The sequence below is a fragment of the Bacillus sp. NP247 genome (assembly GCF_018966865.1).
Classification (GTDB): Bacteria; Bacillota; Bacilli; order Bacillales; family Bacillaceae_G; genus Bacillus_A.
Map to the genome: position 1 here is coordinate 2,504,766 of NZ_CP076653.1, position 15,296 is coordinate 2,520,061.

Here is a 15,296-nt window from a genome sequence, read left to right on the forward strand (position 1 = left end):
GTGAATGTATTTATCTTCTACTTCTTTATAAGAAGTAGAAGATTCCCCCTTAAGAATCTCAATCACTCTTTCCATCCTGAAACTCAATAAGTAGAAAACCATCACCTGTAGCTCCCCTGCTGTACAAATAGATGAAGATTAACTATTCATCGAATCAAATCCCTCAATTCAGATACTTACCACATTTATTAATAGGACTATGCACATTATTTTCTATATTCGCGAATAAAAAATTTACTTTATAAAATCTTTAGACTTGTTCGCGCTTTCATTATACAACGAAAGGAAACCGTCTAAAAGACTAGACGGTTTCCAAAACGGAATTTTATTCTTACGCTTTACCGTTAGAACCGAACTCACGCATTTTACCAGCAACAGTTGCTTTGATAGCGTCGCGGCCAGGTCCAATATATTTACGAGGATCGTAAACTTCTTGGTCTTTGTTTAATGCTTCACGAACAGCTTTTGTAAACTCAATTTGGTTCTCAGTGTTTACGTTAATTTTTGAAGTACCTAAAGAAATAGCTTTTACGATATCAGCAGTTGGGATACCAGTACCACCGTGTAATACTAAAGGTACGCCAGTGAAGTCGCGAACTTCTTCCATTTCTTTGAATCCTAAGTTAGGCTCACCTTTGTAAGGACCGTGTACAGAACCTAAAGCTGGAGCTAGGCAATCGATACCTGTTGCTTCAACAAGGTGCTTACACTCTGCAGGATCAGCGTAAATTACGCCTTCAGCGATAATGTCGTCTTCTTGTCCGCCAACTGTTCCAAGCTCAGCTTCAACAGATACGTTACGAGCGTGTGCGTATTCTACCACTTTTTTAGTAGTTTCAACGTTTTCTTCGAATGGGTGGTGAGAAGCGTCGATCATTACAGATGTGAAACCTGCATCGATTGCTTCTTTACATTTTTCGAAGCTTGAACCATGGTCAAGGTGAATAGCTACAGGTACAGTGATGTGCATTTCTTCGATTAAAGCTTTAACCATAGCTACAACTGTTTTGAAACCAGTCATATGACGAGCTGCACCCTCAGATACACCTAAGATTACAGGAGATTTTTCTTCTTCCGCAGCAGCTAAGATAGCTTGAGTCCACTCTAAGTTGTTCATGTTGAATTGACCAACTGCGTATTTTCCTTCTAGTGCTGTGTTTAGCATTTCTTTCATAGAAACTAAAGGCATGGTGAATCCTCCTAAAAAACGTTTTTTGTATCCGATAAATTCTTATCGCTGGTAGTATGACCAGAATAAGGTAAAATATGTATATTTACATACCGGACTTCTTTCTACACTCAATAGGATAACAACTTGTACTCAAAAACTCAACCGTATTCACCTGCTCAATAGTCCATGTAAACGCTTTTTTACATATTTTTTATAAAAAATTCATTTTTTACGCCTCTACAGCAAGCTGCTCTCTCACTGCTTGACGAATCTCATCAATATCAAACGGTTTAGCAAAGTGCATTAAAGCTCCTAAATCTTTCGCTTCTTGAATCATATCCAATTCTCCATAAGCAGTCATTAAAATCACTTTAATACTCTCATCAATTTCTTTTACATGTTTTAAAATCTCTATACCATCCATACCTGGGATTTTCATATCTAACACTACTAAATCCGGATTATCCTTTTTCACGATATCTAAAGCTTGAAATCCATTCGCTGCTTGGAACGTCTGATAACCTTCTTTTTGGAACACTTCATGCAATAAAACACGAATGCCATATTGATCATCAACGATTAAAATTTTCCCTTCCATAACTCCCAACCTTTCTGTGTAAGTACAAGATTTAAAGCTTCTTATATCTTATCGGTTTATTTTCGCTACTCTTTGCCAAATCCCTTCCTATTCTTTCTTATTTTACCGTTTCCTATTTTGTTATGCCACCCTACTATTTCCCCTTTCCAAAAAAAATAAGCTATAATGAGAACCAGCTAACACGAAAGAAGGGAGCAACAACATGTTAAAAATTTTCTCAACTCAATTAAGTGGATATTTCTCCAGAATTTCTCAAAAAGAGGAAATGAATATAGAAGATAGCGCTCGTCTACTTGCCCAGGCGTTAGTTGGCGACGGCTTCATTTACTTGCATGGTACAAACGAAATGGAGGGCATTGTTTCAGAAGCATTATTTGGCGCCGAACCAATGAAACAAGCAAAATGTTTAATAGAAAACGGTGAACTGGCGGCAGTGACTTCTGCGGACCGCGTACTTCTTATTAGTCGTTTTTCGACAGATGAAGAAATTATAAAAATCGCGAAAAAGCTTCATGAAGAAGGCCAATCTATCGTTGGAATCTCGGCTATTCAAGAAGATGCTGAATCACTGGAACAATATACAGATGTACATATTGATACAAAGCTGTTAAAAGGTCTTATTCCAGATGATGAAGGTAACCGGTACGGGTTCCCAAGTTTAATTATAGCTTTATTTGCTTATCACGGATTGAAATTTACAATTGATGAAATGTTAAACGAATATTAAAAAAAGCGCCCTATTTCAGGCGCTTTTTTTATTACTTGCTCTCTTTATTCGTAATAGAAGCACTTACGAAGTCATGGAACAATGGTTGTGGACGGTTTGGACGAGATACAAGTTCTGGGTGGAACTGTGCTGCCACGAACCACGGGTGATCTTGTAATTCAATAATTTCCACTAGACGACCGTCTGGGCTTGTACCAGAGAATACAAATCCCGCTTTTTCCATATCTGGACGGAATTGATTGTTAAACTCATAACGATGACGATGACGTTCATATACAACCGGCTCGTTGTAAGCATTGTAAGCATTCGTTTCTTCAGCAAGCTTACATGGGTATAGACCAAGGCGAAGTGTACCACCTAAATCTTCTACATCTTTTTGTTCTGGTAATAAATCGATAATTGCATAAGGTGTGTCAGGATTAATTTCAGAAGAGTTAGCCCCTTCTAATCCTAATACGTTACGTGCAAATTCGATTGATGCAAGTTGCATACCTAAGCAAATTCCTAAGAATGGAACTTTGTTTTCACGAGCATATTGAATTGCAACGATTTTACCTTCTACACCACGATCACCGAAGCCACCTGGTACAAGGATACCATCTGTATCGCCAACTAATTCTTTTACGTTCTCTGCTGTTACGTGCTCAGCGTTTACCCATTTCACTTCTACATCTGTGTCGAATGAATAACCCGCATGACGAAGTGCTTCTACAACAGAAATATATGCATCTTGAAGCTCTACGTATTTACCAACAAGAGCGATTTTTGTTTTCTTAGAAAGGTTACGTACTTTATTAACTAGTGCATTCCAATCTGTCATATCTGCAGCAGGATTGTCTAATTTTAAGTGATCGCAAACGATTTGGTCCATGTTTTGTTCTTGAAGAGCTAATGGAACCGCATATAAAGTATCTGCATCTCGTGCTTCGATAACTGCTTTTGTATCGATGTCACAGAATAATGCAAGCTTGTCTTTCATGTCCTGAGAAACAGGTAGTTCTGTACGAACAACGATAATATTTGGTTGAATACCTAAGCTGCGAAGCTCTTTAACGCTATGTTGCGTTGGTTTTGTTTTCATTTCGCCCGCTGCTTTTAAGTACGGGATTAACGTACAGTGAATGTACATTACATTGTCACGACCGATGTCGCTCTTAATTTGACGAATTGCTTCTAAGAATGGCAGAGACTCAATATCACCAACAGTTCCACCGATTTCTGTAATAACAACGTCGGCGTTTGTTTCGCGACCAGAACGATATACACGTTCTTTAATTTCGTTAGTAATGTGAGGAATAACTTGAACTGTTCCTCCTAAATATTCACCACGACGCTCTTTTTGAAGAACTGAAGAGTAAATTTTACCTGTTGTTACGTTGCTGTATTTATTTAAGTTGATGTCGATAAAACGCTCATAGTGACCTAGGTCTAAGTCAGTTTCTGCACCATCATCTGTTACGAATACCTCACCGTGTTGGTATGGGCTCATAGTCCCTGGGTCTACGTTAATATATGGATCAAACTTTTGAATAGTTACGTTTAAACCACGATTCTTTAAAAGTCTTCCAAGAGATGCTGCTGTAATACCTTTTCCTAAAGACGATACTACACCGCCTGTTACAAAAATATACTTAGTCATGAAAATACTCCCTTCTACTTCGTTGTTATATAATCACCGTTGCAAAGCGCAACGTATGTAGATAACACTGTACCTATCTTATTGTTAGACTCTTTTTATTTTCTAAACAAAAAACAAAAAAGAAAATTGCTCCCCTCATCACATAAAGTAATAAGTAGGGAGCAATTTTCTTTTATATTTACACTTTAAAAGTATTATCGTCCTTTTTTAAAGAGCCCAAAAATGATTCTACATGGACGATAATGAAAAGTCAAGAACTACCGCTCTTCCTCTTCTTCTTCTTCAGTTTCATCATACTCAAGTTCTTCTTCTTCGAAGTCTTCATTATCTTCTTCTAAATCATCAAGATCATCATCTTCATCATCTGCGTCTTCGTCTTCAAGAACCTTGTCCAAATCTTCTACATCTTCTACATCTTCTTCTGTATCTTCTTCTACATCATCATCTTCTTCAATGTAGTCGTCAAAACCGTCCTCTTCAACTTTGCGTTTCTTCTTCGGTTTTGGCTGAGGCAGAATTTCTTCATCAATTTGCTCATATGGGTACCAGCTACGTAGCCCCCAACGATTTTCGCCTAAATTAATGAAACGTCCATCGATGTTTAAATCTGTATAAAATTGTGCGAGTTTCGCATTAACTTGTTCTTGAGATAGTCCCAGCACTTGAGCGATTTCTTGAACCAACTCGTTGAATGTCGTTGCTTGTCTTTTATCCCCTAAAACGCTATGTACAACTTCAATCATTGAACATTCTTTTAGCTCTTCTGGTGAATATTGCTTAAAATTCACTTATGCGGCACTTCCTTTCTTCAAATATAACCTTATATACAACGGTCTGCTTAAAAAAATCCATACTATTCATTATAAACAAAAGTCGCACAAATATGCTACAAAAAAAACGGGAAACTTTTATCCCTCTATTTGCGGGCAATAAAACTCCCATCTCAAAATTCGGATGGAGCAAAGAAGTTAGGTGGGAGCCCTGCTGCCCGTGAACGCCCGATTGGTGAGGGCTAATGATCAGTGGGGGATGAACACCCCCCCCACTGATTAAAGTTTCACTTTATATGGTAATAAAATTATAATTTGTCTATTCCTTATTTCGGAAGCATGTGCGCCCCTTGCATTACATACCTAATTTGCATTTCAGTATATTCTTCGAGCGTATACAGTTTTTGCAGCGCCCAGCGTCTAAATCCCCACATTTGTCCTTGTATGAAAATATTATGTGCAAGAAGCTGTATTTCCTTTTTATTTAGTGTAAATGTCCCATTTTCCGTACACTGCTCTAAAATATTCTCAAACATCCCGACCATTTGAAACTCTTTTTCTAATACATAGGGGAGTGATTCTTTCGGTAAAAAACGTACCTCTTGATACATAATTAATACTTCTTCTTGCAATTCATCCATCACTTTAAAGTAATTCGTTATCGCTATCTTTAAGCTTTCTATACTTCCCTTCTCTGTACACACTACTTCCTCTAACCGCTCTTTTACATGTTCATAAATACTATCACAAACTAAATATAATACATCATCTTTTGTGCGAATATATTCATAAAGTGTTCCGATACTAAATCCAGCCGCTTTCGCAATTTCTCTCGTTGTTGTACGCGGGAATCCTTTTTGCTTAAATAGCTGCACCGCACCTTTAATCATTTGTTCACGCCTTAACGCAACTAATTTTTCATCTTTCACCGACGCATGTACATTATGTTTAACCATGCCTTCACCTCTCTCTATTATTTTTGGAAGTAAAAAGCGTAGGAAAATACCTACGCTTTCGTTCCTACTTCGTTAACATACGAGAAATTACAAGCCTTTGAATCTCTTGTGTTCCCTCATATATTTGTGTAATCTTTGCATCGCGCATATAACGCTCTACTGGATAATCTTTCGTATAACCATAACCACCAAATACTTGTACTGCTTCAGTCGTTACCTTCATCGCTGTATCACCTGCAAATACTTTTGACATCGCTGATTCTTTCCCGTATGGAAGCCCTTCAGATTCAAGCCAAGCCGCTTGATATGTTAAAAGACGCGCTGCCTCTACATCCGTTGCCATATCTGCAAGTTTAAAGCCAATTCCTTGTTGCGCCGCAATTGGCTTCCCAAACTGATGACGTTCTCTTGCATATTCTACAGAAGCATCTAAAGCGGATTGTGCAATCCCGACCGCTTGCGCCGCAATACCATTACGGCCGCCATCTAACGTTTGCATCGCAACTTTAAATCCTTGGCCCTCTTCCCCTAGCAGATTCCTTGCAGGAATACGGCAGTCTTCAAACATAATTTCAGTCGTTGGCGAAGAGCGGATTCCTAATTTACTTTCCTTCTTCCCAACTGAAAATCCTAGCGTATCACTCTCCACAATAAATGCACTCGTGCCGCGCTGCTTCGACTCAGGATCTGTTAATGCAAAAACAACATAAATATCAGCAATGCCGCCATTTGTAATAAAGATTTTCGAACCATTTAAAATGTAATGGTCTCCATCTCGCTTTGCAGTCGTCCTCATTCCACCAGCATCTGATCCAGAGCTTGGTTCTGTTAAGCCATATGCACCAATTTTCTTCCCTTCAGCCATTGGGCGCAAAAACTTTTGTTTTTGCTCTTCCGTTCCAAACTTAAAAATTGGCCATCCAGCAAGTGAAGTATGTGCAGACAACGTTACACCTGTAGAAGCACAAACGCGGGATAATTCTTCAACGGCAATTACATACGCCAAGTAATCGCTTCCAATTCCGCCGTATTCTTCAGGCCACGGAATACCGGTTAAACCAAGCTCTGCCATTTGATCGAATAAAGCGCGATCAAATCGCTCTTCCTCATCACGCTCTGCTGCTGTCGGTGCTACTTCATTCCTTGCAAAATCCCGAACCATTTTTCTTATCATTTCATGTTCTTCTGATAATTTAAAATGCATTCCCGTCTCCCCCTCTGCCTTTTTATAAAGCTCGACTAATTACAAGCTTTTGTATTTCGCTCGTTCCTTCATATATTTGTGTGATCTTCGCATCACGGAAAAATCTTTCTACTGGATAATCTTTCGTATAACCATAACCACCAAATACTTGCACTGCTTCAATCGCAACTTCAACAGCCGTCTTAGAAGCAAATAATTTCGCAATAGAAGCTTCTTTACCGCATGGTAATCCTTGTGCTCTTAGCGATGCTGCTCTGTATACAAGTAATCGCGCTGCTTCTACGCTAGTCGCCATATCTGCAAGTTTGAATCCGAGTCCTTGCTGCGCCGCAATTGGCTTTCCGAATTGCTCACGCTCTTTCGCATAATCAATCGCACATGCAAGCGCCGCTTCCGCGATTCCTAATGCCTGCGCTCCGATTCCAATTCGCCCAACATCTAAATTCGCCATTGCCACCTTAAATCCTTGTCCTTCTTCACCAAGTAAATTCTCGGCCGGCACTTTCATATCTTCAAACGTAAGTTGCACTGTACGAGAACCAAGAAGACCCATCTTATGCTCATCTTTTCCGATGATTAAGCCTGGTGTATCTTTCTCTACTATAAATGCTGAAATCCCGCTTTTCCCTGCATCTGGATTTGTAGACGCGAAGACGATATATGTACTTGCTTCACCACCATTTGTAATAAAGACTTTCGATCCATTAATGATGTAGTGATCGCCCTTTTTTACAGCTCTTGATTTCAAACTACCTGCATCTGATCCTGCATTCGGTTCTGTTAGAGCAAATGCGCCTAAATATTCACCAGTCGCCAGTTTAGAAACATATTTCTGCTTCTGTTCTTCTGTTCCGAAATACAAAATCGGATTCATTCCAACTGACGTATGTACAGCTAAAATTACACCAACCGTTGCGCTTACTTTTGAAATTTCTTCAATCGCTAGAATGTAAGAAATAAAATCCATTTCTGCCCCGCCATATTTTGCAGGCGCTGGAATACCCATTAATCCAAGCTCACCCATCTTTTGCAAAATCTCTTTTGGGAACACCCCTTGTTCCATACTAGGAACAAAGGGAGCTATTTCCTTCTGCGCAAAATCTCGAACCATTTTCCTCATCATTTGTTGCTCTTCAGTAAAATGAAAATTCATGTACTTCGCCTCCGTTTGCTATATATCTTTTTAATAATTTGGTCAGACCACTACTTTAATAAAGGGAGGAATTTATTCGTAAACGTAGAAACCACGACCCGTTTTACGTCCTAACCATCCTGCATTCACATACTTACGTAATAATGGACATGGGCGATATTTACTATCTCCTAATCCTTCATGCAACACTTCCATAATGTATAAACACGTATCTAAACCAATAAAATCAGCTAATGTAAGTGGTCCCATAGGATGATTCATGCCAAGTTTCATTACTTCATCAATCGCTTCTTTCGTCGCTACACCTTCATATAACGTATAGATCGCTTCGTTAATCATCGGTAATAAAATACGGTTCGATACAAACCCTGGGAAATCATTTACTTCGACTGGCACTTTCCCGATTTTTTTCGTAATATCCTCAATCGTTTCGTACACTGCATCATCTGTAGCTAAACCACGAATAATTTCAACGAGTTTCATAACTGGAACTGGATTCATAAAGTGCATGCCGATTACTTTCTCAGGACGTTTCGTTACCGCTGCAATTTCCGTAATTGGTAACGATGACGTATTCGTCGCTAAAATCGCGTGTTCTGGAGCGATTTCATCTAGATTCGCAAAAATTTTCTTTTTAATATCCATTTTCTCAACAGCTGCTTCAATAACAAGATCCGCTTCTTTGACACTATTTAGATCGAGCGTCCATGTAAGACGATTTAAAGTCGCTTCTTTCTCTTCTTCCTTCATACGGCCTTTTTCTACTTGACGGGCTAAATTTTTCGAAATAACAGCTAACCCTCGCTCTAACTGCTCTTGCTTTAAATCTTGCACTTTCACATCATAGCCTGCCATTGCACACACTTGTGCGATACCTGAACCCATTTGTCCTGCACCAATTACAACTATTTTTTGTACACCCATTCTTTCTTCCCCCTTAATATAAGTTGTTAATAAACCAAAAATTTCCTGAACGTAAATTAATGAACCTCAATCATCACTGCATCACCTTGACCGCCACCGCTACAAATAGAAGCAATTCCAAGTCCGCCGCCGCGCTGCTTCAGTGCATGGATAAGTGTAACGATAATACGTGCTCCGCTCGCTCCAATTGGATGCCCCATTGCTACAGCACCACCATTTACATTCAATTTTTCCGGATCAATCCCTGCGATTTCTGTACTAGCAATTGCTACTGCCGCAAATGCCTCATTGATTTCAAATAAATCAATTTCTTCAATTGTCTTACCTGTCTTTTTCAGCAATTCATTAATTGCATAACCTGGTGTTCTTGGGAAATCCTTTGATTCTACTGCAATCGCCGTATGCGCCAAAATTGTCGCCAATGGCTTTCTTCCTTCTTGCTTCGCTCTGTCCTCGCTCATTAATACAAGCGCAGCACCGCCATCATTTAGTCCAGGAGCATTACCCGCTGTTACTGCCGACGTCTTATCAAAAACAGGCTTTAATTTCGCTAATTTTTCAATCGTTGTATCCGCGCGCGGCGCCTCATCCTTAGCCACGACGATAGGATCGCCTTTTCTTTGCTGAATTGTTACTGGTACAATCTCCTCTTCAAAACGACCTTCTTTATGTGCCGAAACCGCACGTTGATGGCTACGATATGCCCATTCATCTTGTGCTTCGCGAGAGATCCCATCCTCTTTTGCAACTTCTCCGCCATAAACACCCATGTGTATACCTGAAAATGCGCATGTTAAACCGTCTGCAACGTTTAAATCGATAACTTCGTTGTTACCCATTCTGTATCCCCATCTTGCCCCTCGTAAAATGTAAGGGCTGTTACTCATCGATTCCATTCCACCAGCTACAATCAGTGATTGATCACCAGTACGAATAATTTGATCCGCTAACGTAACTGCACGAAGTCCTGATGCACAAACTTTATTTACTGTTTCTGTCTGCACTTCCCAAGGAATGCCGGCCGCTCTTGCTGCTTGGCGTGATGGAATTTGTCCTTGTCCTCCTTGGATAACCGTTCCGAATATAACTTCTTCAACATCACTAGCGGAAACGTTCGCTCTTTCAAGCGCTGCCTTAATTGCGATTCCTCCAAGTTCTGTTGCTTTCACGTCTTTTAAAGTTCCTCCAAATTTTCCAACCGGTGTTCTTGCAGCACTTAAAATAACTGTTTTATTCATATTTCTTTCCCCCATTTCTTTTTTTAGCACCGAGCGCTCGCTCGGTATCCTTACGCTTAGAAGAGGTGCAATAATTGCACCTCTTTCTAAAGTTGTATACATGCTTACAAACTACATTGCTTCTTTCTTCTGCCCGATAACAGATCGTTCTAAAATCTCTGTTACATCAAGTGTTTGAACTTTCTCTTCTACTTCCTTCGCTTTCGTCCCATCACTAATCATTGTTAAGCAATATGGACAACCTGTACCGATAATGGATGGTTGCACATCTAGTGCTTGTTCTGTACGGGCAACGTTAATACGAGAACCCGCTGTCTCCTCCATCCACATTAAGCCACCACCTGCGCCACAGCACATTCCTGTTTCGCGGTTACGTGCCATTTCTACAAGGTTCACACCAGGAATTGCTTTCAAAATGTCGCGTGGTGCCTCGTACACTTCGTTGTATCTTCCTAAATAACAGGAATCATGGTACGTAACTGTCTCCTCAATAGCGTGAACAGGTTTTAAGCGTCCTTCTTTCACCCACTGAGCTAACAATTCTGTATGATGATAGACTTCTGCTTGTAGGCCAAAGTCTGGATACTCATTTTTAAATGTGTTATAAGCGTGAGGATCAATCGTAACGATTTTCTTCACTCCTGCTTTTTCAAATTCTTCGATATTTTTTGTTGCCATCTCTTGGAATACGAATTCATTTCCAAGGCGGCGCGGTGTATCTCCAGAATTCTTTTCTTTATTGCCGAGAATCGCAAATGAAATGTCTGCTTCGTTCATTAGCTTCGCGAATGATATCGCAATCTTCTGACTCCGATTGTCATACGAACCCATTGATCCAACCCAGAATAAATATTCGAACTCCTCGCCAGCTTTTGATTTTTCTTTTACAGTTGGAACCGTTACTTCATCATCACCTTGGCGCCATGTTTCACGCTCTTTACGGTTCAGACCCCACGGATTCCCTTGACGCTCGATGTTTGTCATCGCACGTTGCGCTTCTGCGTCCATTTTTCCTTCTGTTAAAACAAGATAACGGCGTAAATCAATAATTTTGTCAACATGCTCATTCATAACTGGGCACTGATCTTCACAGTTACGGCACGTTGTACATGCCCAAATCTCTTCTTCTGTAATAACATCTCCGATTAAACTTGGGTCGTACGCTAGCGCTGTAGCCGCTGATTCTTGTTGTCCTTTTCCAGCTGCCATCATCGCTAACTGATTTCCTTGTGTATTATTAAAAGCAACAACTGGAACCCACGGTGCTTTTGATGTTACCGCTGCTCCTTTATCAGTTAAATGATCACGAAGTTTTAAAATTAAATCCATCGGTGATAACATTTTTCCTGTTCCTGTTGCCGGACACATATTTGTACAACGACCACATTCGACGCAAGAATATAAGTCGATAAGTTGATTTTGTCTAAAGTCTTCAATTTTACCAACACCGAATGTTTCTTGCGTTTCATCTTCAAAATCGATTTTTTCAAGTTTTCCTGGATTTGAAAGACGACCAAAAAATACGTTAACTGGTCCAGCAATTAAATGCGCATGTTTTGATTGTGGTACATAAACTAAAAACGTTAACAAGATTAATAGATGCACCCACCAAGAGAAATAGAACACTGAAATGGCTACGATTTCATTTACTCCTGAGAAAACGTAAGCGATTGCAGAAGCGATTGGTTCACTCCACGAAAGCTCTTCGCCATGCCATATAATTCCCATCCCATTACCAAGTAGCACAGAAATCATTAAGCCACCGATAAAGATAAGGACAAGACCTGATTTGAAATTACGTTTTAAACGAACAAGCTTTTCAACATAGCGTCTATGAAAAGCCCAAAAGACTGCAATTAAAATAACAAGTGTGACAATTTCCTGGAAGAATGTAAATGCAGGGTATAGTGGTCCAAGTGGAAGATGTGATCCTGGTGCAAGCCCTTTCCAAACGAAGTCAATTGCTCCAAATTGGACAAGAATAAATCCGTAAAAGAACATAACGTGAATGATGCCGCTCTTTTTATCTTTCAGCAACTTTTTTTGACCGAAAACATTGACCTTAAGGAGATCCCAACGCTCTTTAAAACGACGATCAAATTCAATCTTTTTTCCTAATTGTATGTAGGCCATCCTCGTTCGTATAAGATATACAAACAAATATCCCGCATAAGTAATAACAGCAATGGCAGCCAGCCAATTAATGATTAGTAAGCTATTCATTTTATGCTACCCCTCTCTTTGTAAGCCCTCTTTCTTTTTTTAGAATCTTCGAAAATATATAATTTTCTGAATTATATCCCCTATTCCCATTATATAATGAGTGAGCATTCAGTCAACAGTTTTTTGTTATACAACAACACATTTTTTAATAAAGCTGTTTATTTAGGTGAAACTATAAAGTGAAACTTTAATCTAGGCGGGGCTGTTCATACCCAATGATTATTAGCCCACACTAATCGGACCTTTACGGGCAGCCCGAATCCCACCCAACTTTCTGGTTTCACCCTAATTTTAAGGTGGGAGTCTTACTGCCTGCAAATAGCGGGATAAAGTAAATTTTTGATTTGTAAAAAAACTGATGGTGAAAAGACCGTGAAGGAGGGAATTTACTTATGTTCTTCTTATCTCTCTTGTTATTAGGCAGCGCTCTCTGGATTACAATTGACCTTTCATATGGGAAAATTGTTCATTTAAAGCGTGTACGTTCTCGTTCTTTCCCTTTACGTCAAAGTGATTTTCGCCTTTATACATACGGAAATGATCTGTACGATGCTCTCTTTACTGATATAAAACAAGCTAAACACCATGTGCACGTTTTATTTTTTATTGTAAAAAACGATGACATAAGTCGTACGTTTTTAAAGTTACTTATCGATAAAGCACAGGAAGGAATTGAAGTAAGACTTTTACTCGACCGGTTTGGAAGTCATTATTTATCAAAAGAAGTGATTTACTCCCTACAAAAGCATGGTGTCTCTTTTTCATTTTGTCATAAAGTAAAATTTCCTTTTCCTTTCTTTTCTGCAAATCAAAGAAACCATAGAAAAATTACAGTTATTGACGGGAAAATTGGTTATATCGGTGGATTTAACATTGGCGAGGAATATTTAGGGCATAATCAAAAGTTAGGATTATGGCGAGATTATCATTTACGTCTTACAGGAGAAGGGATACAAGATTTACAAAAACAATTTTTACATGATTGGCTCGACGATACAGACCAAAATTTATTAGATTCATCTCTTTATTTTCCTATGCAACAACCAGGGACCGTTCTACATCGTTTCATCCCTACTGATGGTGCCTATTTACAAAATACATTTTTACATTTAATCGAAAGCGCGAAAAAAGAACTCTTTATCGGTACACCCTATTTTATTCCTGGAAAAAAAATTATGAATGCATTATTAAAAGCACGAAAACGTGGGGTTCAAATAACTATTCTCGTTCCACAAAAGGCTGATCATGCCCTCGTTCGAGAAGCAAAATTCCCATATTGCCGAAAGTTAATACAAGCTGGTTGTAATATTTACGCTTTTCAGCAAGGATTTTTCCACGCAAAAATCATTATAGTAGACGATCATATTTGTGATATCGGAACTGCTAATTTCGATATGAGAAGTTTATATATTAACCATGAAATCAATTGCCTTTTATACGATAAATATTTCATACAGGAAGTAAAAGGTAAATTCGAGGAAGATTTAGGACGCTCCTCATTACTTTCCTTTGAAGATGTCAGCCCTCTCTCCATGATCGACAGAGGAAAGGAATGGATAGGAACGGTACTCGCATTCTTTTTATAGAGAAATTTCAAGAGCCAAAGAGGTGCATCACATATGATAATTCGATTTGGATATGTCTCACATGCTACGGCATTATGGGACTGTTCGCCTGCCAAAACAATAACATTTACAAGCTGGAAAAAACTAAAAAAACAAGAACGTGAAGATAAATTATATAATGTTACACTGCAAAATCTAGAACACACAATACGCATCCTTCATTACAATATTGCACACGAAATTCCATTATATCGTTTATCATCTTCTATCGTCCCGCTTGCAACACATCCTGAAGTTGAATTTGATTACATTCAAATATTTGCTCCACTATGGCGTAAAATAGGAGCATTAATTCAAGAACACAATTTACGCGTAAGTTTTCATCCCAATCAATTCACACTATTTACAAGCGACAAATCACATATTACAACTAATGCGATTACAGATATGACCTATCATTATAACGTGTTAAATGCTATGGGAATTGCAAATTCTTCCTACATTAATATCCATGTAGGTGGTGCGTATGGAAATAAGGAGAAGGCAATCGAACGTTTTCATGAAAACATACAAAAACTTCCTTACCATATAAAAAGACAAATGACTCTTGAAAATGACGATAAAACATATACAACTTCTGAAACTTTGGCTATTTGTCAAAAAGAAAAAATCCCTTTCGTGTTCGATTATCATCATCACATAGCGAACCTTTGTGGTGAGCCGCTAGAAGAGTTACTTCCTATGATATTTGAAACTTGGTCACATACAAATATCCCACCTAAAGTTCATATTTCTTCTCCTAAATCAGAAAAAGAATTTAGGGCCCACTCAGATTATATTGATTTAGAATTTATTAAACCCTTTTTGCACATTGCAAAAAAGGTTGACCGTGATTTCGATATTATGATTGAAAGTAAACAAAAGGATTTAGCACTTCTCCAATTAATAAGTGAAATCTCTTCAATAAGAGGAATAAAAAGAAAAAATGGCGCAATGTTACAATGGTAATTTGTAACATTGCGCTATTTTTTCAAAAAAAAGTAATTTTTACAGTAAAAAACATCTCCATTTGTATGCTATTATTTAAATTAGCATTTTCCCCCTGTGATTCAACTTTATTGAAACGGA

At 38.7% G+C, this 15,296-nt stretch carries 13 protein-coding genes; 3 read left to right on the forward strand and 10 right to left on the reverse strand.

Features of this window, described 5'->3' with window-relative positions; all coding sequences use genetic code 11:
• Positions 1-331: 331 nt before the first annotated feature.
• Both KPL75_RS13265 and spo0F read right to left on the reverse strand, forming a co-directional pair.
• The gene (locus KPL75_RS13265; RefSeq protein WP_002144720.1) at positions 332-1,189 is read right to left on the reverse strand and encodes a class II fructose-bisphosphate aldolase; all 858 of its coding nucleotides are present in this window, start codon (positions 1,187-1,189) and stop codon (positions 332-334) included.
• A 211-nt stretch (positions 1,190-1,400) separates the two neighbouring features.
• Entirely contained in the window at positions 1,401-1,769 is a 369-nt protein-coding gene (spo0F, locus tag KPL75_RS13270; protein WP_000398593.1) for a sporulation initiation phosphotransferase Spo0F, read from the reverse strand.
• Between the two features lie 202 nt (positions 1,770-1,971).
• Here spo0F and KPL75_RS13275 point away from each other — a divergent pair, with 202 nt between their 5' ends.
• Entirely contained in the window at positions 1,972-2,496 is a 525-nt protein-coding gene (locus KPL75_RS13275) for a DUF2529 domain-containing protein (RefSeq protein ID WP_219920959.1), read from the forward strand.
• Positions 2,497-2,527: 31 nt separating this feature from the next.
• Here the strand turns inward: KPL75_RS13275 and pyrG are convergent, their stop codons facing one another.
• The 8 genes from pyrG to KPL75_RS13315 form a co-directional block, all read right to left on the reverse strand.
• Positions 2,528-4,135 carry a CTP synthase gene (gene pyrG, locus KPL75_RS13280; RefSeq protein WP_219920960.1) on the reverse strand — a complete coding sequence of 536 codons (1,608 nt, stop codon included), beginning with the start codon at positions 4,133-4,135 and terminating at the stop codon, positions 2,528-2,530.
• A 257-nt stretch (positions 4,136-4,392) separates the two neighbouring features.
• Positions 4,393-4,923: a DNA-directed RNA polymerase subunit delta gene (gene rpoE / locus KPL75_RS13285; protein ID WP_219920961.1), complete on the reverse strand. Its 531-nt coding sequence runs from the start codon at positions 4,921-4,923 to the stop codon at positions 4,393-4,395.
• A gap of 308 nt (positions 4,924-5,231) precedes the next feature.
• Positions 5,232-5,861: a TetR/AcrR family transcriptional regulator gene (locus KPL75_RS13290; RefSeq protein ID WP_002198759.1), complete on the reverse strand. Its 630-nt coding sequence runs from the start codon at positions 5,859-5,861 to the stop codon at positions 5,232-5,234.
• Positions 5,862-5,925: 64 nt separating this feature from the next.
• On the reverse strand, positions 5,926-7,065 hold the full coding sequence (acdA, locus tag KPL75_RS13295; protein ID WP_193655839.1) for an acyl-CoA dehydrogenase AcdA: 1,140 nt from the start codon (positions 7,063-7,065) through the stop codon (positions 5,926-5,928).
• Between the two features lie 22 nt (positions 7,066-7,087).
• Positions 7,088-8,218, reverse strand: coding sequence for an acyl-CoA dehydrogenase (locus KPL75_RS13300; protein ID WP_193646738.1), 1,131 nt, complete (start codon positions 8,216-8,218; stop codon positions 7,088-7,090).
• Positions 8,219-8,290: 72 nt separating this feature from the next.
• On the reverse strand, positions 8,291-9,142 hold the full coding sequence (locus KPL75_RS13305) for a 3-hydroxybutyryl-CoA dehydrogenase (RefSeq protein WP_219920962.1): 852 nt from the start codon (positions 9,140-9,142) through the stop codon (positions 8,291-8,293).
• A 56-nt stretch (positions 9,143-9,198) separates the two neighbouring features.
• A complete protein-coding gene (locus KPL75_RS13310) occupies positions 9,199-10,482 on the reverse strand; it encodes an acetyl-CoA C-acetyltransferase (RefSeq protein WP_219920963.1) in 1,284 nt (427 codons plus the stop codon).
• Positions 10,483-10,491: 9 nt separating this feature from the next.
• Complete coding sequence (locus KPL75_RS13315; RefSeq protein WP_219920964.1) at positions 10,492-12,603, reverse strand: (Fe-S)-binding protein; 2,112 nt, start codon at positions 12,601-12,603, stop codon at positions 10,492-10,494.
• 392 nt (positions 12,604-12,995) lie between these two features.
• Here KPL75_RS13315 and cls point away from each other — a divergent pair, with 392 nt between their 5' ends.
• Together cls and uvsE are read left to right on the forward strand one after the other, a co-directional pair.
• Complete coding sequence (gene cls, locus KPL75_RS13320; RefSeq protein ID WP_219920965.1) at positions 12,996-14,189, forward strand: cardiolipin synthase; 1,194 nt, start codon at positions 12,996-12,998, stop codon at positions 14,187-14,189.
• A 33-nt stretch (positions 14,190-14,222) separates the two neighbouring features.
• Positions 14,223-15,176 carry a UV DNA damage repair endonuclease UvsE gene (gene uvsE, locus KPL75_RS13325; protein WP_219920966.1) on the forward strand — a complete coding sequence of 318 codons (954 nt, stop codon included), beginning with the start codon at positions 14,223-14,225 and terminating at the stop codon, positions 15,174-15,176.
• The last annotated feature ends 120 nt before the right edge of the window (positions 15,177-15,296 follow it).